This is a genomic window from Streptomyces longisporoflavus, from assembly GCF_014649775.1.
In the GTDB taxonomy this organism is placed as follows: domain Bacteria; phylum Actinomycetota; class Actinomycetes; order Streptomycetales; family Streptomycetaceae; genus Streptomyces; species Streptomyces longisporoflavus.
Genome location: NZ_BMTR01000002.1, coordinates 210,612 through 230,558, shown reverse-complemented (window position 1 = coordinate 230,558; position 19,947 = coordinate 210,612). Strand labels below are relative to the sequence as shown.

Sequence of the window (19,947 nt, the reverse complement as noted above, 5' to 3'; positions counted from 1 at the left end):
GCGACTGGCCCGCCCGCTGACAGGAAGCGCCGCTCCCTAGCGCCCGGCGCAGTCCCCTGCCCACACGGCAGGCGACCGCCCCGACCACGGGCTCGCCTCTTCGAGTTGGGCGGCAAGGCGGAAGAGGAGCCCCTCGTGCCCGTGGGCGGCGGCGAACTGCATGCCGATCGGGAGTCCTGTCCCGGCGTCGGCCGTTACGGGCACGGACATGGCGGGCGTGCCCGCGACGTTGAACGCCATGGTGAACGGCGAGAGATCGTTGATGCGCTCGATCCAGCCGAGGCCGTCGAGCGTCTCCGCGCCCTCGGTATGGGTGCCCAGGGGCAGGGGGAGCTCCGGCAAGGTCGGGGTGAGCAGCATGTCGTGCGCGTCGAAGTACCGTGCCAGGCTTCGGGCGACGTGGTTCCGGTTCGCCAGCGCGGCGACGAACTGGGCGCCGCTGACCTGCTGCCCGTAGTGGTAGCCGGCAAGGGTCACCGGCTCGAGGGTGGTGGAGTCGACGGGCCGGCCGAAGGCGGCGGCCAGTTCGTCGACCGAGGCCGTGAGATTCGCTGCCATCAGGCGGGCGTTGGCCAGGATGAACTCCTCCCGGTCGGACCCGAGTCCGACCTCGACCTCCTCCACTCGGTGGCCGAGGGATTCCAGCAGCCGCGCGGTACGGGCGAGAGCGTCGGCCACCGGAGCGGTGGTGCGGCGTCCGCCCCATGCCCCGGTGGCCCCGGCGAGCACGCCGATCCGCAGTGAGCCCGGAGGCCGGGTGATCTCTTCCGCGTACGGCCTGGACGGCTGTCGGGCGGAGTAGGGGTCGCCCGGCTCCGGCCCGCGGATCAGATCGAGCAGCGCCGCGCTGTCGCGCACGGTGCGGCTGACGCTGCCGTGCACGGCCAGGCCGTTGAAGACCTCGTCGGCTCCGGGGCCCATGGAGACCCTGCCGCGGGTGGGCTTCAGGCCGAAGAGGCCGTTGGAGGCGGCGGGGATGCGGAGGGACCCTGCGGCGTCGGTGGCGTGGGCGATCGGAACCACCCCGGCAGCGACAGCGGCGCCTGCGCCTCCGCTGGATCCGCCCGCGCTCCGCCCGGGGTCCCACGGATTGCGGGTCGCTCCGTGCAGCAGGGATTCGGTCGTGATGCCGTAGGCCAGTTCCGGTGTCGCGGTACGGCCGAAGGTCACGAGGCCCGCGCGTCGGAAGCGCCGCATCAGGAAGGAGTCGACGCCGGCGATGTTGCCGGCCGCGAGGCGGCTGCCCAGCTCCATCCGCCTCCCGGCCATGGAGATCCCGATGTCCTTGATCAGGAAGGGGACGCCGGCCAGCGGAGCGCTGCCCGGTTCCGGTTCCGGTTCGTCGTCGGTGGGCCATGTCTCGACGATGGCGTTGATCTGCGGGTTGACCGCCCGGGCGGCCTCACGCGCGGCCGATTGCAGTTCGGCGGTGGTTGTCTCACCCGTGGCCACCAGCTCCGCGAGCCCGACGGCGTCGAAGCTCACGTACTCGGCAATCCTCACTGTCACTCCATTTCCAGCCAGAGAACGGTACTGCGTGGTCCCATGTGATACCGAGCGGTATCGCATGGGCCTGGCTGGTACCGTAACAGGAAGTGGAGGCACGGGGCCCACAGCCCGAGTGCCCGCCGGACATCACGGAGCCCGTCATGACAACGACCGCCAGAAGGCCGAGCAGGGTGGCGAAACTGCCGCCGCGTGAGCGCATCCTCGACGCGGCGGAAGAGCTTTTCCAGAGCGAGGGCATCCAACGGGTCGGCGTCCAGGCCATCGCCGAGCGGGCCGAGACCACCAAAATGGCGATCTACCGGCACTTCGAGACCAAGGACGAACTGGTCGCGGAGTGGTTGCGCATCGTCGCCGCCGACTACCAAGCGGCCTTCGACCGGGTCGAGACCGAACACCCCGGCCGGCCCAAGGAGCAGATCCTTGGCCTGGCCCGCTTCATCGCCGAAGGGCTGCCGGAGATCTCGCACCGGGGCTGCCCGTTCATCAACTCCCTCGCCGAGTTGCCCGACCGCTCCCACCCCGCACGGCAAGTGATCGAGAATCACAAGGCACTGCAGACGCGCAGGCTGGTCGGCATGTGTGCCGCGGCCGGGCTGCCCGACCCCGAACAGGCCGCGGCCGAGATCACCTTCGTACTCGAAGGTGCGCAGGTCAGCATGCAGAACGGAAGCATCGACCAGGTCGGGGACCGGCTGCTGAGAATCGTCGAAGGCGTCATTGACCGGCACGGCGCCTGATCGCTGCCCGAAACGCGGACAGCGCGCCTGACCGAGATCCCCGTTCAGGGAGGGTGGCGCCCGGTCACCCTGTCAGGGCGTCAGGGCGTCAGAGCGTCAGGGCACGAGGACGATCCGGCCGCGTACGCCGCCCTCGGCCATGGCCCGGTAGGCGCCGGCCGCTTCGTCGAGCGGAGTGACCGCGTGGACGCGGGTCGGCAGCTCCCCTGCCGCCGCCCGTGCGAGCAAGGGGGCGAGAAGCGCGCCGTCGGGACGGGCGAACAGGACCTCTACGGTGATGCCACGCTCCCCGGGAAGCCGCGAGGCCGGTTGCACGCCGACGAAACGGCCGCCGTCGCGCACCGCCCGCAGTGCGTTCTCCTGCAGGGCTCCGGCGTCGGCGACGGCATCCCAGCCCTGCCCGGCATCGGTGGCGAAGCCGGCCCCGAGACCCCGGACGAACGGCTCGTCGGCCGCTCGGGCCATCCCGGTCACCTGCCAGCCGCGATCCCGCGCGAGTACGGCGACGTACGCGCCCACAACCCCGGCCGCACCGGTCACAAGCAGCCGCCGAGCCGTGCCCGACGGTTCACCGAGGAGGTCGGCGAGCTGGGCTGCGGCAGTGGCGTTGAGCGGTACCGTCGCCGCCTCGACCAGGTCCATGCCGTCCGGGACCACGGCGACATGTGCGGCGGGGGCGATGAGGTGCTCGGCATGGGATCCGTGGTCGCGGTCGAAACCGTCGATGAACCCGGCGACACGGGTGCCGAGCCGGAGCCCGACGCCGGGCCCCGCCGCCTCGACAGTGCCGGCGAAGTCCCAGCCGAGACCGGTGTAGTCCGGCTGGTGGACCAGTCCGAGCTGGTGAAAGACGCCCCCGGCTACCCCCAGGTCGACCGGGTTGATCGCCGCTCCGGCGATCTTGACGCGGATCTCCGCGGGTCCCGGCTCGGCTACCGGGACGGTGACGGTCTCGATCGACCGGGGGCCGGACGGTACGCGGACTACCGCCCGGCGGGATGTCATCTGATGCATCGCCAACGTCTCCTGCGTGAAGGGCGATTGAGGTGGTCTTGCCATCGCTGTGGTGCGGCACCAGCATGGGGTGACCTGCTCCCCACAGGGAAGTAGGCACCTTCAGGTGCGTAAGTCACCGAGCGGAAGAGATGACCGATGCCGACCAGCACCGCGTCCCAGCGGCGGGCCGCAGCCAAAGCGGAGTACGACGCGTTCCTCGCGGCTTGTCCCAGCCGCCAACTCCTGGAGCGGATCTCCGACAAGTGGGTCGCCCTTGTGCTCGCCGCCCTGGGCGGGGACGGCCCGCGCCCCGGGGCTGCCCACCGCGACGAACCGCGGCCCATGCGGTTCTCCGAGCTGGCACGCCGGATCTCCGGCGTGAGCCAGAAGATGCTGACGCAGACGCTGCGTTCACTCGAGCGCGACGGGATGCTGACCAGGACCGTGACTCCCACGGTGCCCGTCACCGTCACCTATGAGCTGACCGACCTCGGCCGCTCGCTCCAGTCGGTCATGCGGGGAATCAAGGAGTGGGCGGAGGGTCACATGGACGAGGTCCTCACTCATCGCGACGGCTATGACCACAGGCAAGGCGACACCGCCGGCTGATCCGAGGAGAGCAGCCGACCGTCATCAGCTCGCTGCCCGGGGTGAACGGTGCACGAGATCTCTCCTGGTCACGCATCATGGGCCGCAAGGGGCGACATTGCCCCGCGGGTGCGCCTGAGCGGGCGCCGACGGGGAGGAGCGACGGTGGACGGGTTTCGGTCGGAGGCGACGGTGGCCGCGGAGATGCGCGAGGGCGTGCATGCGCTGCTGGCCGTGCTGGAGCCGGAGCAGGTGCGTGAGCTGCGGGCGGGGCCCGCGCGGTTGGACGCGCCCGAGTGGCGGGAGTGGACGTACCTGCCCGGCTCGCGCCCCGGACTGCCCACCGAGGACCTGGACGGCGTGCAGCGGGACGCCGTCGACGCGCTGCTGACCACCGCGCACAGTGCGGCAGGAGCGGAGCTGGCGCGCGGGGCGATCGAGGTGGAGCGGCACCGCCGTGCCACGGTCGGCGCCACGGGTGCCGACCGCTACTGGGTACGGCTGCTGGGCGACCCGGACGGCACTGAACCCTGGGGCTGGCGGATGAACGGCCACCACCTCGCCGTACACGTACTGATCGCGGAGGCCGGGATGCGGGTGACGCCGCACTTCATCGGCTCGGAGCCGGCGCGCATCCCGGACGGCCCGCAGGCCGGCCGCCGACTGCTCGGCCCGGAGGAAGACCTGGCCAGGGAACTGGTCACGGATCTGGACGTCGGCCGACGGGCCAAGGCGGTCTTCGCCGCCGCGCCGCCGGACGACATCCTGACCCGCGATGACCCCTTCGCCGATCCGGACCTGCTGCCGGACGGCCTGCCGCACGGCGACATGACGCCCGGCCAGCAGGAACTGCTCGCCCGCCTGGTGCGCCGCTACCTCGACCGCGCACCCGCCGCGTACGCGCGGGAGTGCTGGTCCGAGACCGTGGCGCGCGGACCGGGTGCCCTCTCGTTCGCCTGGGCCGGTGGCCGCGAGCCAGGGGACCGGCACTATTACTGCGTGCGGTCCCCGGACTTCCTCATCGAGTACGACAACACCCAGGACAACGGCAACCACGCCCACTCCGTATGGCGCCACGTCCGTCACGACTGGGGCGCCGACCTGCTGCGCGCGCACTACACGGACCAGCACGGGTAGCGGGAAGAGGGGCTGCTGCGTCAGCTCTCGGTGGCCGGGCGGAGGATGACGGGCAATTCCCGGTGCCCGTTGGAGATGAAGGATTCCGCGGGGCTCAGATCGGCGGCGGGGACGGCGAGGGCGAGGTCCGGGAAGCGGGTGAACAGTGCCCGCAGCGCGGTCTCGGCCTCCATCCGCGCCAGGGCGGCGCCGAGGCAGACGTGGACGCCGTGGCCGAAGGCCAGGTGTGTCTTGCTGACCCGCGTCAGGTCGAAGGAGCCGGCGCTCTCGCCGTGCAGGTCGGGGTGGCGGTTCGCTGCCGCGTAGGAGGCGAGGATCGCCTCGCCCTGACGGATCACGAGTCCCTGCTCCAGCTCGATGTCCTCGATCGCGTACCGCATCGGCAGGTGCGCGACGGGCGCTTCATAGCGCAGCGTCTCTTCGACGACATCGGACCAGGAGCTCTTGCCCTCGCGCAGCAGGGCGAGTTGATCGGGGTGGGTGAGCAGCGCGGCGATGGCCTGGTCAAGGAGGTTGACGGTGGTCTCGTATCCCGCGCTGATCACGAGGAGGAGAGTGTCGAGGAGTTCCTGCTCCGTCAGTGCGGAGCCGTCGTCGTCCCGGGTGGCGATGAGTACGGAGGTCATGTCCTCGCCGGGCTCCGCGCGTTTGGCCGCGACCAGGTCAGCCATGATCGCGTACACCTCCTCGGTGTTCGCGGCGGCCTCCTCGATGCTGAGCGTGGTGTCGAAGACGCGGTCGACGGTACGGCGGAAGTTGGGCTTCAGGTGCTCGGGCAGTCCCATGAGTTCGCCGATGACGCGGATCGGCAGCGGGTAGGCGAACCGCTCGCGCAGGTCGGTGGGCTCTCCGGCGGGAATGTCGGCGAACTCGTCGAGCAGCGTGCGGGATATCTCCTCGATGCGCGGCTGCAGGGCGGCGATGCGGCGCGCGGTGAACGCCGGGCTGACCAGACGCCGCAGCCGGCGGTGGTCGCCGCCGAACGCGGTGAACATGTTGTCGACGGCCACCCACAGCGCGAGCGGCCAGATGCCGAGGATCTTGTCGGGGAACATCGGCCAGTGCTGCCGGGGATCCTTGGAGACGCGCGGGTCGGTGAGGAGCTGTTTGAGCAGCGCCGGGTCGGTCACCGCCCACGCTTCGACGCCCAGGACGTCCACGCGGGCAGCGGGGCCGCGCGAGCGCAGCTCGGCGTCTTCGGCGTGCCGGTTGCTGCCGGCAGCGTCCAGGACAAGCATCTGCGGCTGGTTCATGCGAGGGCTCCTTGGTGCTGGAACGGACGTGGCCATGGCCCTCCGCCCGGTCAGAATGGGCGGAGGGGAACGGGGTGGTCGTGGGGCGCGACAGGACAAGGACAAGCACAGGTCACCCTAGTCGCCGACACCGCTCCTGCCAGGGACTTCAGTCATCGCGTGGACCAACTGGGCCGACAGATACGGGCGTTGCCGACCGCCCATTGCTAGGGTGGCGGCCATGCGGATCGGTGTGAACGTCCCCAACTTCGGGCCCGGGACGAACCCGGACAACCTCGCGCGCTGGGCCGAAACCGCGGAGGACCTCGGCTTCGATCTGCTGATGATGTCCGACCATGTGGCGATCACCCCGGATGTCGCGGCCCAATATCCCGCGCCCTTCTACGAACCGTTCACCACGCTTGCCTGGATGGCCGGCATCACCAGCCGGATCAAACTGGGGACGACCGTTCTCATCACTCCCTACCGGCACCCTTTGCTGGTCGCCCGCATGGCTGCCAACCTGCACGAGCTCAGCGGCGGCCGACTGGTGCTCGGTATGGGGGTCGGCTGGGCCCGCGAGGAGTTCGAGGCACTCGGTGTTCCCTTCGAACGGCGGGGCGCGCTGACCGACGACCATCTGCGGACGCTGCGCGCCGCATGGGAGAACGACGCCGACTACCGGTCCGGGCAGGTTCCGATCTGGATCGGCGGCAACAGTGACGCGGCGATGCGCCGCGCCGTGCGCTTCGGTGCTCCGTGGCATCCGCTGCGGTTCACGATGCCCTGGTTCAGGGATGCGCTGGTGCGGCTTGGGGAGGTGTCGGCCCAACTGGGCCTGCCCGTACCGGGACTGGCGCCGCGCATACGTCTCAGGCTCACGGACGAGCCGGTCGAGCATGCGGATCGCCGGGCCGGAGAGGGAACCGTCGAGCAGTTCCTCGATGACGTCGAGGAACTGCGCCTGGCCGGTGCCGAAAGCGTGCTGCTCGACCCGTATCACGGCGATCCGAACGAGACCCTGCGGCCCGAGGCGGCCTGGCAGGCGCTGACCACGGTGGCCGACCACCTGACGTAGTGCGGCAGGCATCTCTCCGGCACCCCTACGAGACGGAGCATCAGTGACACCTCACGAGTACGACCTCCCGGCACCCGACGGCGCGTCCGCCGCCGAAGTCGGCGAAGCCGACCTGCCCTACCTGCGCCGCTGCGTCGAACTGGCCGCCGAGGCGCTCGCGGCCGGGGACCTGCCGTTCGGGTCGGTGCTCGTCGACGCGGGCGGCAGCGTCAGGGCCGAGGACCGCAACCGCGAGATCACCACCAACGACCCGACGGCACACCCGGAGTTCGCCCTCGCCCGGTGGGCAGCGGCCCACCTGAAACCCGACGAGCGGGCCGCGGCGACCGTGTACACATCGGGCGAGCACTGCCCGATGTGCGCGGCAGCGCACGGGTGGGTCGGTCTGGGCCGCATCGTGTACGCGAGCTCGTCCCGCCAGGCCCGGGAGTGGAAGGCCGAGTGGGGTGTGCCCCTCACCTCGCCCCTGAGCCCGCTGACCGTCCAGGATGTCGTGCCCGGCCTGGAGGTGGCAGGACCGGTTCCCGAACTCGCCGCCCAGGTACGTGAGTTGCAGTGGCGGCGGCTGCGTGCGAAGCGGGCTGCGGGGGAGTGACGGCACACAGGTGCGGGGCCCGGCAGCAGATGTGCCGCCGGGCCCCGTTCGTTGCCGTACGTGCGTAGGCCGATGTTCGGGCCATGGGCACTCAGACCATGAACTGGTCGTACTTGGCCATGTGTTCGCGCAGCTCGTCCATGCTGGGGTTGCGCCCGTTGGCCGTCAGGCGTCCCAGGCCGCGGAAGTAGTCCTCACGGTCGTAGATCGGGTAGAACATGATCAGTAACGTGGCGTCCTCGGTGCCCCGGTTGGTGAAACCGTGCGGCTCGCCCTTGGGGATGTAGGCGAAGGCGCCCGGCTCGCCGACCACCTTGCGGTCGCCGATGGTGAACTCGATCTCGCCCTTGACCACGTAGAACATCTCGGTGGACTGCTTGTGGATGTGCGGGGACGCGCCCTTGGCCTCCGGGGCCATGTGATGCTCGAAGAAGCCGAACTCCCCGTTGGACTGGGGCGTGGTGAGCTTCAGGTACGTCCTCTTCGTGTCCCGGATGTCGACGTATTCGCCTTCACCGGCGGGCACATACAGCGGAACGGACATGGTTTCCTCCTGGGGTGACGTGCGAGTTGACGACCCGCTCACCGGTGCGGTGCGCGGGGGCGATCACGTGGCCTCGGCCAGGGCCGCATCCTGGTGCGGCCGGCGTTCGGCCTGTGCCCCGGCCCGCCGGCCGATGGCCGGAGCCGCCAGGCCGCAGAGCGAGAACAGCGCGGCCAGGACCACCCATCCGGCGGTGCCGGTGGTGATGATCAGGCCGATGACGAGCGGCGCGGCGATCTGCTGGACGGCCACGCCCAGCCAGAAGACCGAGAGGTAGACGCCCTCCTGGCCGGGCGCCGCGAGCAGATACGAACCGCCCCAGCCGCCGGCCGACTGGAACAGCTCCCCGGCGGTCAGCGCGACCATGGCAAGGAGCAGCACGCCGACGGCAAGGACGACGGGCGGCTTGGGCGCCGCGATCAGCAGCAGACAGCAGACCGTCAGGGAGATGCCGGCGCGCACCAGTGCCCGCGCCGAGCCGGCGATGGTCTCGGTGCCGCGGCTTGCACGTACCTGCAGGGCGACCGCGAGCACGGTGTTGACCGCCACCAGGGGCGAGATCACCGCGGCCGGGGCCTTGGTGTGCTCGACGATCCACAGCGGGATGCCGATGCTCAGCAGCGTCATGTGCATGGTGAGCACCGCGTTGATGCCGGTGAACGCCAGGAACGGCTTGTCCCGCAGCGCGGCGACCGAGAAGCGGCGGCGCAGGCTCTTGGCCGGCGTGCCGAGGAGCGGCAGCCGATGGGCCAGGGTCGCCAGAACGGCGAAAGAGGCGGCGTTGAGCAGCAGGATCGCGCCGTATCCGACGCGGGTGTCGATCAGCAGCCCGAGACCGCCAAGGAGGGCGCCGACGGTGAAGCCGACGTTGCGCAGCGAGCGCAGCACCGCGACCACCTTGACCCGGTCATCGCTGGCCGTCACCTGTCCGACCAGGGCCTGTTCCATCGGTGCCGCCGCCTTGTCGACCAGACCGAGCAGGCACACCACGGCCAGGAACTGCCACAGGTTCTGCACGAACGGGTAGAGCACGAAGCAGGCGCAGCGCCACAGGCTCACCCCGACCAGGACCTTCTTCGGTCCGATGCGGTCGGCCAGGATGCCGATCGGCACGGCGGTGGCCAGGGCGATCGCGGCAGACAGGGTCAGGCCCAGACTCAGCTCGCCCACCGACAGGCCGACGGAGCGGGTGATGAAGGGCACGGAGACGGCCAGGAAGGCGCCGGTGCCGACGGCGTCGATCATCGCCATCACGGACAGCCGCAAGCCGACCGGCCCGCCGGGGACGGACATGCGCCGGCCGCGGACGCGCTGCCAGAGAACAGACATCTGCTGCTTCCTCAATCCGTGGGGGTCTGGGGGGAGGTGGTGATGCGGATGGCGGCGTCCGCGTCCAGGACGCGCCTGCGGGTGGTCTCCGCGTCGGGGCCGATCGCGATGACGTGTCCGGCGCGGTTCCAGGAGGAGGCCCATGGCCGGACCTCGTGGCCGGCCTCGACATCGACCTCCGCGGCTTGGACGCCGGGCAGGGCGAGCGCCGTGTCCGTCCCGGCGACCTGCGTCACGGTGCCCGGCTCGGCGGCCAGGAACCGGATGGCCGAGGTCTGCCGGGCGGTACGGGGCAGGGCGACCGGGCGGCCGGCCAGCAGGTCGATGAGGCTCAGCCGGATGCGCGTGCCGTAGGCCAGGTCGTTCAGGTCGATCAGGTAGTCGCCGGGGCAGCGTCCCGCGCACTCCACCAGGGCCGGTCCTGACGAGGTCAGGATCCACTCGGCGTGCAGGATGCCGGTGCGGTAGCCGGTTGCCGCGATCAGGGCGCGCATGGCCGTCTCGAAGGCGGCCCGGGTGTCCGCGCCGAGCGGCGCGGGCAGCAGATGGCCCAGTTCCACCGGGTAGGGCCCGGGGACGACCGTCTTGGCCGTGATGTTGTGGAAGATGATCTCGCCCTGGCGCACCAGCGCCTCGACGCTGAACTCGGGCCCTCGCAGGCGTTCTTCGGCCAGGAAGCGCCACGTCAGATGCCGGTCGGGCACCTGCTCGTACTCGGCGGCGGAGGAGGTGCGCTCCCAGGCCAGGGCCGCGGAGGCCGCGTCGACCGAGTCGAGGAGCTGGACGCCGACACTGGCCTGCCGGTTGGCGGGCTTGACCACCACGGGGCCGTCGCCGGCGAAGTCGAGAAGGTCGCCGGGCCCGTGGATCTCGCGCCAGCGCGGGCCGCGGACGCCGCCGGCGTCGCAGGCCTCGCGCAGCCGGACCTTGTCCCGCAAGGCCTGCGCGGCCTGTTCGGTGGCGCCGGGAAGACCGAGCTTCTCGGCAAGGGCGGCCGCCGCGGGCACCGCGTACTCCAGACCGGGCACGACGGCGGCCACCGGACGCCGGGCCTCCAGGTCGGCCGCCAGATCGAGGGCGCCGGCGGACTGCTGGTAATCCACCGGAACGATCCGCTCCAGGCAGTCGAAGCGGGCCGCGGCGTCCCGCAGTTCGCGTTTGCGGATGATGTCGGGTTCTTCGAGTACCACGACGCTGCCGTCGGGAACAGTCCCGTCGATGGCGCGCAGGTAGGCCGCGTTGTAGCCGACGAACACCACCTGCGCGTCGGTGTCGGGGCTGGTCATGGCCCCGTTCTGGCGGGTCATGACGACCTCCTGGCGGTCGACGGGGAGTACTGCACGGCCGGGGCCTTTCTGCGGTGCGGGGAAGGGGTGACTGACGGCGCTCGTGCTGGTGCGGGCGCAGCGGAAGGTCCGCCGGTCCGGCCGTCCGCTCGTACGGGCGTCCCGTCGATGACAAGCTCGATGGCGGCGAGCGCCTGGTCGCACCGCCGGCGGGCCTGATCGGGTGTGGCGCCGGAGACGATGACGTGCCCGTGGCGGCCCTTGGAGTCGCGCACCTGGTGCACGGTGTCGCCGGGGTGCAGCCGCAGGGTCAACTCGTCGACATAAGGCAGCTTTCGTACCGTCTCCAGGCCGCGGATCGCGTCGATGCGACCGGGCGGGAAGGTGAAGAACCGCACGGCGGCCGTCGCCGTGGGCGCCGGCACTTCGGCGGGCGAGCCCGCGAGTCCGGCGAAGACGGCCCGCTCGATGTCGAGGCCGCAGGCCAGCTCGACGAGCCGGGGGATCCGGTCCCCGCCGAGGCGGGGCTGCGACTCCACGATGCGCGGGCCGCGCGTCGTCCAGATGACCTCGGTGTGCGCGGGGCCGGAACGGTATCCGCACAGGGTGAGGAAGCGCAGGGTCAGTTCCTCGACGGCGTGCTTGCGGTGCGGGGCGAGCGGCGCCGGATGGACGTGCCCCACCTCCACGAACAGCGGTGGCGCGCCGAGGAGTTTCTCGGTGATGCCGACGACGTGGTGCCTGCCGTCATGGCTCAGCGTCTCCACGCTGTACTCGGGGCCGCGCAGGTACTCCTCGACCAGGAACGGGCCGTCGTAGCCGTACGCGTCGACGAGGTCCGTCCAAGCCGCCTGGTCCTGCGCGCCTTGCCACAGGAACACGCCGCGGCTCCCGGCGAGTGCGGTCGGTTTGACGACGGCCGGAAGCCCCACCCGCCCGACCGCGGCCGGCACGTCCTGCCGGGCCGCCACGGCCTCGAAGGACACCGGGGACAGACCGTGGTGCGCCAGCAGATCCCGCATCGCGTGCTTGTCGGCCAGGAAACGGATCGCCGTTGCCGGGTTGACCTCGGCGTGCAGCTCCTCGGCGACCTCGTGGGCGGCGACCATCGTCTCCTCCCGGCCGATGTGGTAGATCACCGAGGCACGGTGCTCGCGGGCCACCTCGCGGATGGTGCGTCGCAGAAGTTCCGGATCACCGAAGTCCGCCGTCACGAACACGTCCGCCAGGGCGCGTACGTCGTCGAGATACTCCGGCGTCTGTAACTGCGGGTCCCAGATCGCACCGACCCAGAACCCCTCGGCCCGCGCCTTCTGTACGAACTGGCGGTAGGGCATCACCATCAGCAGGCGCGGACGGTCGTCGGGGGGCAGGCCCTTGTCGGGCGCGGGCGCCGTCATCGGGCACCGCCCGGCGTACTCTCGCGGCCCAGCAGGCTCAGATACCGCTCGCCGGTGTCGGGCAGCAGGGTCACGATGCGCCGGCCCCGGTACTGCGGGCGGGCGGCCAGGACGCCGGACGCGTGGACGACCGCGCCGCCCGAGACGCCGGCCAGCAGACCGGCGCGCGCTGCGAGCCGCCGGGTGGTGTCCAGGGCGTCCGTGTCGGAAACCGTGATCACCTCGTCGATGAGGCTTTGCTGCGTGGTCGGCGCGATGAAGCCGCCGTTGAAGCCCGGGATGCCGTGCGAGCCGGGCTTGCCGCCGGACAGCAGGGGCGAGCCGGCCGGCTCCACCGCCACGATCCGCACCGCGGGGTGACTTTCGCGCAGGTAACGCCCCGCGCCACTGAGCGTACCGCCGGTTCCCACTCCGCAGACGAACACGTCGATACGTCCGCCGGCGTCGTTCCAGATCTCGGGCCCGGTCGTCTCGTAGTGCGCCCGTGTGTTGTCCGGGTTGTCGTGCTGGCGGCAGAACCACGAGCCGGGGGTCCGCCGGTGCAGCTCCTCCGCCTTGTCGACCGCCGCCTGATAACCGCCGGAGTGCGGGGTGCGCACCACCTCCGCGCCCAGCGAGCACAGCATCGCCACCCGCTCGGGAGTCGCGTTGTCCGGCAGTACGATCACGCAGCGGTAGCCGCGGTCGGCCGCGAGGGCGGCCAGCGAGATGCCGGTGTTGCCCGAGGTCGCCTCGATCACGGTGCCGTTGCCGGGGGCGAGCAGCCCCTGTTTCTCCGCGCCGCGCAGCATCGCCAGGGCGGCCCGGTCCTTGCTGCTGGACCAGGGGTTGAACAGCTCCAGCTTCGCCAGGACCTCGGCATCGGCCGGGGCGCCGTCCACGACCTGCTCCATCGGCAGCCGCAGCAGCGGTGTGCCGCCGATCAGGTCGAGGAGGGAGTCCGCGACCGGGCGCCTGGAGACCGGCTCGGTGCGGATACCGATCTCCTGAGCCGCGGCCTCCGCGGTGCGGGCGGCGAGTTCGGCGGTCTCGGCCACCACGAGCACATGGCCCGCCCGGTCGCCGTTGCGGCGCAACTCCCGCACGACGGAGCCCGCCTGGGGCTTGACGACGACCTCCTCCACGCCGGGCAGCGCGGCGGCCCTCCGCTGTCCGGTGACCGACACCACCCGGCCTGGCTGTGCGGTCAGATAGCGGATGGCGGCGCCGGCGACCGGCCGCTGCGGAAGGGCAGGGACCGGCAGCGGCTGACCGAGGTACTGACGGGCCACCAGTTCCAGGGACTTGATGCCGAGGGCCCGGTCGACCAGGTAGGTGATCTTTCCGCCCGCGGGCCGCGGATTGATCTCGATGAGCTTGGGGCCGGACGCGGTCACCTTGACCTCGACGTGGGCCATGCCCAGGTCGAAGCCGACCGCGCGCAGCGCCTGGACGGCCACATCGCCGCACGCCCGCACGAGGGGTGCGGGCAGGGCGGAGGGGAAGGTGTGGGCCAGCTCGACGAAGTAGCCGAGGCCGACGACGGACTTGTCGGTGACCCCGAACACCTCGTAGCGATCGCCGTCGGCCAGGACCTCCACGCTGACCTCGGGGCCGGTGAGGTACTCCTCGACCATCAGCTCGTGGTAGCGGGCCTGGCCGCGGGTGTTCTCGGCGCGGGACCGGATCAGGGCGACGTGCTCGCCGGCCTGCTCGGCGGTGTCCACAAGGCGGACATCGGCACTGCTGGTCTCGTCGGCGGGCTTCACCACACAGGGCAGGCCGATCTCCGCGGCGGCCCGGGCGGCCTCGGCGGGTGTGCTCACGGTGCGGAACTCCGGTATGGGTACGCCCAGTTCGGCGCAGCGGCGGCGCATCAGCGCCTTGTTGCGGGCGGTGGCGACTCCGTCGACGCTGACGGTGGGCAGCCCCAGGTGGACCGCGATCTCGGCGGCCACGACCACGTCGTACTCGGCCAGGGTGAGGAAGGCGTCGAAGGGCTGCTCGGCTCCGGCCGCCTCGACGTGCGGCAGAAGCTCCTCGTAGACATTGGTCTCGCATCGGACGATGTCGTCGACGTAGCGGTCGAAGTAGTCCGGGCCGCCCGGTACGGCGAGGTAGCGGTCCAGGTCGCGGGTGAAGAAGGTGACGCGGCAGTCGAGTTCCTTGATGATCTGCAGGCCCTCGAAGCCGGAACCGGAGAGATTGCTCTCCAGGACTCCGACGTGAATCATCTGTGCCTCCGTTGCGATGCCGGCGCGTGGCCGGGTCGGGATGGATCGGTTGCGGGCGAACTGCGGGCGGGGCGGCGGCTGCTCACCAGCACCCGGAGGTGGCCAGGGTGCGCAGCAGTTGCTCGGACTGCGCGCGTTCGGCGGCCGACAGGGGTACGACGACACCGGCGGCGGGAGCCGACACCCGGGCGCGGGGCGGTACATCGCTCAGGACGAGCGAGCCGGCGCCGACCAGCGCGTCGTCGCCGACGGTGACGGGGCCGAGCACGATGGCGTTGGTGCCGAGCACCACCCGGTCACCGACGACGGGGTGCCGCCGGGCGCCGGGCGCGCGGCGTTCGTCGCGCCACCAGCCGACCGCGCCGAGCGTGACCTGGTGGAAGATCGTCACGTCGTCGCCGATCTCGGCGGTCTCCCCGATGACCACGGCGGCCCCGTGGTCGACGAACACGCGCCGGCCCAGGCGCGCACCGGGATGGATCTCGATGCCGCCGGTCACCGCGCGCGCCAGATAGGCCAGGAGCCGGGCGAGTTGGCGGTGGCCGCGGGTGTACAGGACGTGAGCGGTGCGGTGGGCCCACAGGGCCGGCAGGGCGGGGTGCAGCAGCGCCTCGGCGCGTGTGCGGATCGACGGATCGCGTGTGACGATCATGGCGAGGTCCTCCCGCACCCTGGTGATCATGTTGCGCATGGGTCCACCGCCTCAGTAGTCGGGACTCTTGACGAGATGGCCGGGGTCTTCGACGATCTCCGGGATGTAGACCCGCTCGTTCCACACGTCCTGCGCCACGGGCTCCAGGGCGATGGAGACGACCCCCTCGTCGACCGCGAAGGCGGTACGGACCGCGCTGGTGATCGCCTCCACCAGAGCCGAGATCCGGGTCTCCTCGAGGTTGTCGGGGAAGTGCTTGATGTTGACGTGGGGCACTTGGATGACCTTCCTGGTGAGTCGTGCGGCCCGGAGGGCAGTGACGAGTTCGTCCACGCCGTTCTCGCGCAGCAACGCGTAGTGATCGGCCCGTAGTCGGCTGGTCCGGGGAGGCGTGCGGGTCAGGGCGTGGCCCTGGTCGATGAAGGAGGGCCGGTCGCCCGCGGCCCGGAGCACCGTGACCGGGGCCGTGAGCCGGTGCCCGGTGTGCCCGGTCAGATCGTCGGGCGCGTACTCGAACAGGAACGTCTGACGCACGACGCCGACGATCCTGCGCACCAGCTCGCGTTCCAGATGCTCGAACTTGTCGCAGACGCAGGCGATGAAGGATTCCTCGTCGTGCGTCGATGCCAGGCATGCGGCGACGGCCGATGGCTCCAGGTCGGCGGCGAACACGGAGTAGAGGATCGAGACGAACGCGGGGTCGGTGAAGCCGGCCGTCGCCGCGGTGGGCGATGCTTTGCCTGCTTCCACGGGAGGTTTGCCGGGGGCGAGGAGGATCACCTCGTCGACCTTCTGGCCGGCCTGCTCCAGCTGCCGGGCCGTCTCGAAGGCGACCCGGGCCCCGAAGGAGTAGCCCCACAGGGTGTAGGGGCCGGCGGGCTGGATCTGCCGGATGAGTTCGAGGTCCCTGGCGACCATCTCGTCGAACGTCGGGTAGGCGATCTCGCCCGGGTTGATGCCGTGGGCCTGGACGCCGAGGAACGGCCGGTCGAGGTCGAGGCGGCCGGCAAGGAGCCGCAGGCTCATGGGGTAGCCGCCGAGACCCGGCCAGCAGAAGACGGGCCGGCCCTCCCTGCCGCGCAGCCGCACGAGGCGGGACAGCGCGGCGGCGGGCGTCCGGTCGACGAGCCGGGCCAGGCCGGCGACGGTCGGCGCGTCGAACAGGACCTGCAACGGCAGGGAACTGCCCAGTTCCCGGTTGATCCGGCCGATCAGGTTGACCGCGGTCAGCGAGTGGCCGCCGACGGCGAAGAAGTTGTCCCGGATCGAGACCCGCTCCTGGCGCAGTACCGTGCGCCACAGTGCGGCGACGGCCTCCTCGGTGGGGGTGCGCGGCGGGACGACCGGTGCGTCGGCGTCGTCCACGGCGGCCTTGTCGAGATCGCGCAGGGCCTGGTGGTCGATCTTGCCGTTGGGGGTGAGCGGGAAGGAGTCCACGACGGTGACCCGGTTGGGCACCATGTAGGGCGGCAGGTACTCGGCGAGGTTGTCCTTGACGATCTCGGCCGGGCCCCGCATGTGGACGGCGTCCTCCTTCATGCCCTCGCTGAGCCGCTGCTCCGCGCTGACCCGTCCGCCGACTGCGAAGTAGGAGGCACTGTCCGCACCGGCGGCGGCCGGCTCCGGGCCGGAGCACAGGAGGCCGGTGATGCGCCGGGCCGAGGCCAGCGGGTTGCCGGTTTCCGAGCTGTAGCCGGAGGACATCAGCCCCAGGCCGAGGTCGTTCAGCTGCAGGCGCTGCAGCTCCCGGCCGAGGTCGACGTAGCGCTGCCACGGTGCGGGCGCACTGCCGATCATGCTGATCCCGAAGCTCGACCGTTCGTAGACCTCCTGGTTGATGGCGATGACGTCCTGCTTGCGGATCAGGGAGTCGGACACCCGCTCCAGATCCCCGTCGCGGTAGCGGTACTGGCCCTCGGGCAGATCCGCGATCCGTCCGGGATGCGCCTGGACGTACAGGTCGACCGGGCCGGGCACAGGTGCCGCGGTGGCCGTCTCCACCTCGTAGGTCCCCAGGTAGTGGTCCTCGTCCGGGCAGTCCAGGGTCTTCTTGATGCCGGGCTCGTCCGCCGGGGCGCCCACGCGCAGTCCGTACTCGGGCAGTACGTGGTCGAACAGGCCGACCATGTGGCCCGCTTCGAACCGGAGGACTTCCTGGATGTTGTTCTGGTAGACCGGCTCGATGGCCGAGCGGCGCCCGACGAAGTGGAGGCGCAGCCTGTCGCGGCCGGCGGGAGCGGGGCTGATCAGCGTGAGCCGGTGGCTGACCGGCTGGTAGTAGTAGTGGCCCGCCTCCAGGCCTGCGATGCCGGAGAGTTCCAGGTAGAGCTGGGTGGCGTACAGGGAGCCGGGTGAGGCGTAGCCGTACTTGGGCAGCAGTCGCTCGCCGCTGGGGAACTGGCCGAAGTAGCGCAGCAGGGAGCCGAGTTCGTCCAGGGTGAGGGTGCCCGGGTCGCGGGGCGCGGCCGACAGCGTGGCCGGCCGGGCAAGCAGGGCCAGGAGGTCCTTCCGGGCGACGGGGCCGCCTTCGTAGAACCGGTAGGTCTTGCGGGCGAACACCGTGCGCCGCTGCCGGGTCGTCGGCGTGCGGCCGGGCAGCTCGATGGAGCCGAGCCCGTCGTCCTTGCGGGTCCCCAGATTGCCCAGCTGCGCCTTGAGTTGCAGCCTGCTCTGCTTGGACTGGTGATGGGTGCCGTGGTTGCCCTGGTCCATCAGCGCCGCCCGGGCGGGGTCGAGTTCGACGAAGGCGACGAGGTTGGCGCCGGTCCGCGTGTCGTCGCGGACCAGTACGACGGCGGACTTGACCCAGTCGTGCTTCTCGACGGACACCTTGATCTCGTCCAGCTCGACCCGGAAGCCGCGCAGTTTGACCTGGCTGTCGGTGCGGCCGAGGAACTGCACGGTGCCGTCGTCGTTCCAGCGCGCCAGGTCACCGGTGCGGTAGAGGCGCCTGGAGCGGGCATCGCCGCTGAAGGCCCTGGTCACGAACCGTTCGGCGGTCAGTTCGGCGTTGTTCAGATAGCCGCGGGCCAACTGCGGCCCTGCTATGTACAGTTCGCCGGACTCACCCGGCGCGACCGGCTGCCGGGCGGTGTCGAGTACGTGGAAGCTCATGCCGCGCACCGGCCGCCCGATGGAGATGTGGTCCGGCCCCTGCTGGACGGACTTCCGCTCCACGCGGTGGGACGACGCGTTGATGGTGCACTCGCTGGGGCCGTACAGGTTGATCAGTTCGCAGTCCGGCAGCGCGTCGAGGAGCTCGACGGAGAGGCTTTTGGTGAGCGCCTCACCGCCGCTGAAGACCTGGGTGAGCGAGGTGCAGTCGGACAGCCGTCCGGTGTCGGCGAGCGCCTGGAGCAGCGTGGGCACGCCCTGGAGGGTGGTCACGCCGTTGGCCAGGACCAGGTCGATGAGCCCGCCGGGGTCGGCGTAGACGCCCGGTTCGCTCATCACCACGCCGGCGCCGCAGGCCGGCGCGAGGATCTCCCACTGGGCGGCGTCGAAACTCAGCGGGGTCTTCTGCAGCACCGTCTTGCTCTGGTCCAGCCCTTGTTCATCGGCCAGCCAGCGCATCTGGTGGACGATGCCGCGGTGCTCGATCCCGATGCCCTTCGGGTTGCCCGTGCTGCCGGACGTGTAGATGACGTAGGCGAGGTCGTCGGCCCGTACAGGTGCGGCGGCCGGCGAACCACCCGCCCCGGCAGGGGTGTTCGCCGCTGCCACCTGCTCCGCCCCTGCCGGGGCGAGAGTGACGATCTTCGTGTCCGGCGGAGTCATCGCCGCGAGGCGGGAGACCAGGGACTCGTCCGTCAGGATGACCTTGGTCCGTGAGTCCGTGACCATGTAGCGCACGCGCTCGTCCGGATATTCGGGCGACAGCGGCAGATAGGCGGCGCCCGCGCGCAGGACGCCCCAGACGCTCACCATGAGGTCGACGGAGGGCGGCAGGAAAATACCGACCGGTTCATCCGCCGTCGTACCGAGGTGCCGCAGCCGGGCCGCCGTGTTCGCGCTCCGCTCACCGAGCTGCCGAAAAGTCAGTCTCTCCGCGCCGCAGGAGACGGCGACACGGTCGGGCCGGGCGGCGATGGCCGCGCTCAGCATGTCTGACAGGGACAAATCTTTGGGCCCCGTGGGGTTCGTCATCATTTCCTGACCTGGAATCCGTTAAATCGTCGGTCGGGCACATCACTGCAAAGTCTTCGAGGAAGCATCATGAAGCCGGACCGGAAATGGTCGTGCCGAAATGGCAGCGCAAATCATCCGCCGGTCATTGACTGCCGTACGAGGACAGTCAGGGAAGGCTGGAAAGAAAATGGGCGTGACGAATTACGGCGCTCGGGTTCCGTCCCAGCCGGAAGTCGCCCAGGGCGCGCCCAGAGCGCATGCCGTACGCGGCATGCGGAGACGGGCGGTCACCTGCGACGAAGGGGAACGCGCGACCGCGCGTTGCCCCTGTTAGCACTCAGAAGCTCTCAGCAACGTGGAACTATGAGCTGAGTCACCTCGAGAAGTTTCTCGAACATACCTTTACACTCTCCCCGTTTTGACCGGCCGGTCCGCGATCAAATAGTCCGGACCAATGGGCCCGGAGGTGAATTTCTGATACCGGCTGGTCGTCTCTTTCTAGGCGCTCACACTAAATGCTGAG

General features: G+C 70.7%; 15 protein-coding genes and 1 pseudogene. 5 read left to right on the top strand and 11 right to left on the bottom strand.

Annotation, left to right across the window (positions count from 1 at the left end):
• Positions 1–36 precede the first annotated feature (36 nt).
• Positions 37–1,503 (bottom strand): amidase, encoded by a 1,467-nt coding sequence (locus IE226_RS05070; RefSeq protein WP_190079776.1) that lies wholly within the window; start codon positions 1,501–1,503, stop codon positions 37–39.
• A gap of 146 nt (positions 1,504–1,649) precedes the next feature.
• On the opposite strand from IE226_RS05070, the gene IE226_RS05065 reads away from it, so the two are divergent.
• Positions 1,650–2,246 carry a TetR/AcrR family transcriptional regulator gene (locus IE226_RS05065; protein ID WP_190079775.1) on the top strand — a complete coding sequence of 199 codons (597 nt, stop codon included), beginning with the start codon at positions 1,650–1,652 and terminating at the stop codon, positions 2,244–2,246.
• 96 nt (positions 2,247–2,342) lie between these two features.
• On the opposite strand, the gene IE226_RS05060 is transcribed toward IE226_RS05065, so the two are convergent.
• Positions 2,343–3,260, bottom strand: a complete 918-nt coding sequence (locus IE226_RS05060; protein WP_190079774.1) for an NADP-dependent oxidoreductase — start codon at positions 3,258–3,260, stop codon at positions 2,343–2,345.
• Between the two features lie 138 nt (positions 3,261–3,398).
• On the opposite strand from IE226_RS05060, the gene IE226_RS05055 reads away from it, so the two are divergent.
• Together IE226_RS05055 and IE226_RS05050 are read left to right on the top strand one after the other, a co-directional pair.
• Positions 3,399–3,851, top strand: a complete 453-nt coding sequence (locus IE226_RS05055; RefSeq protein ID WP_190079773.1) for a winged helix-turn-helix transcriptional regulator — start codon at positions 3,399–3,401, stop codon at positions 3,849–3,851.
• A gap of 144 nt (positions 3,852–3,995) precedes the next feature.
• On the top strand, positions 3,996–4,967 hold the full coding sequence (locus tag IE226_RS05050; protein ID WP_229870502.1) for a DUF3500 domain-containing protein: 972 nt from the start codon (positions 3,996–3,998) through the stop codon (positions 4,965–4,967).
• Between the two features lie 20 nt (positions 4,968–4,987).
• Here the strand turns inward: IE226_RS05050 and IE226_RS05045 are convergent, their stop codons facing one another.
• On the bottom strand, positions 4,988–6,220 hold the full coding sequence (locus IE226_RS05045) for a cytochrome P450 family protein (protein WP_190079772.1): 1,233 nt from the start codon (positions 6,218–6,220) through the stop codon (positions 4,988–4,990).
• A gap of 220 nt (positions 6,221–6,440) precedes the next feature.
• Here IE226_RS05045 and IE226_RS05040 point away from each other — a divergent pair, with 220 nt between their 5' ends.
• Together IE226_RS05040 and IE226_RS05035 are read left to right on the top strand one after the other, a co-directional pair.
• Entirely contained in the window at positions 6,441–7,277 is an 837-nt protein-coding gene (locus IE226_RS05040; protein WP_190079771.1) for an LLM class flavin-dependent oxidoreductase, read from the top strand.
• A 43-nt stretch (positions 7,278–7,320) separates the two neighbouring features.
• Complete coding sequence (locus IE226_RS05035; protein ID WP_190079770.1) at positions 7,321–7,872, top strand: nucleoside deaminase; 552 nt, start codon at positions 7,321–7,323, stop codon at positions 7,870–7,872.
• A 91-nt stretch (positions 7,873–7,963) separates the two neighbouring features.
• Here IE226_RS05035 and IE226_RS05030 read toward each other — a convergent pair whose 3' ends face one another.
• The 8 genes and pseudogenes from IE226_RS05030 to IE226_RS05000 all read right to left on the bottom strand — a co-directional run bounded on the left by IE226_RS05030 (position 7,964) and on the right by IE226_RS05000 (position 19,400).
• Positions 7,964–8,416: a cupin domain-containing protein gene (locus IE226_RS05030; RefSeq protein ID WP_190079769.1), complete on the bottom strand. Its 453-nt coding sequence runs from the start codon at positions 8,414–8,416 to the stop codon at positions 7,964–7,966.
• Positions 8,417–8,479: 63 nt separating this feature from the next.
• Complete coding sequence (locus IE226_RS05025; protein ID WP_190079768.1) at positions 8,480–9,745, bottom strand: MFS transporter; 1,266 nt, start codon at positions 9,743–9,745, stop codon at positions 8,480–8,482.
• A gap of 11 nt (positions 9,746–9,756) precedes the next feature.
• Positions 9,757–11,052 carry an ATP-grasp domain-containing protein gene (locus IE226_RS05020; protein WP_190079767.1) on the bottom strand — a complete coding sequence of 432 codons (1,296 nt, stop codon included), beginning with the start codon at positions 11,050–11,052 and terminating at the stop codon, positions 9,757–9,759.
• Complete coding sequence (locus tag IE226_RS05015; RefSeq protein WP_190079766.1) at positions 11,049–12,431, bottom strand: ATP-grasp domain-containing protein; 1,383 nt, start codon at positions 12,429–12,431, stop codon at positions 11,049–11,051. The genes IE226_RS05020 and IE226_RS05015 overlap by 4 nt, the downstream gene beginning before the upstream one ends.
• On the bottom strand, positions 12,428–13,702 hold the full coding sequence (locus IE226_RS43980) for a pyridoxal-phosphate dependent enzyme (protein ID WP_373306891.1): 1,275 nt from the start codon (positions 13,700–13,702) through the stop codon (positions 12,428–12,430). The genes IE226_RS05015 and IE226_RS43980 overlap by 4 nt, the downstream gene beginning before the upstream one ends.
• Before the next feature lie 57 nt (positions 13,703–13,759).
• A pseudogene (locus IE226_RS43975) lies at positions 13,760–14,644 on the bottom strand (ATP-grasp domain-containing protein); the annotation flags it as partial.
• An 82-nt stretch (positions 14,645–14,726) separates the two neighbouring features.
• Positions 14,727–15,326 carry a serine O-acetyltransferase EpsC gene (gene epsC / locus IE226_RS05005; RefSeq protein ID WP_190080078.1) on the bottom strand — a complete coding sequence of 200 codons (600 nt, stop codon included), beginning with the start codon at positions 15,324–15,326 and terminating at the stop codon, positions 14,727–14,729.
• A gap of 21 nt (positions 15,327–15,347) precedes the next feature.
• Positions 15,348–19,400: an amino acid adenylation domain-containing protein gene (locus IE226_RS05000; RefSeq protein ID WP_229870501.1), complete on the bottom strand. Its 4,053-nt coding sequence runs from the start codon at positions 19,398–19,400 to the stop codon at positions 15,348–15,350.
• Positions 19,401–19,947 lie beyond the last annotated feature (547 nt).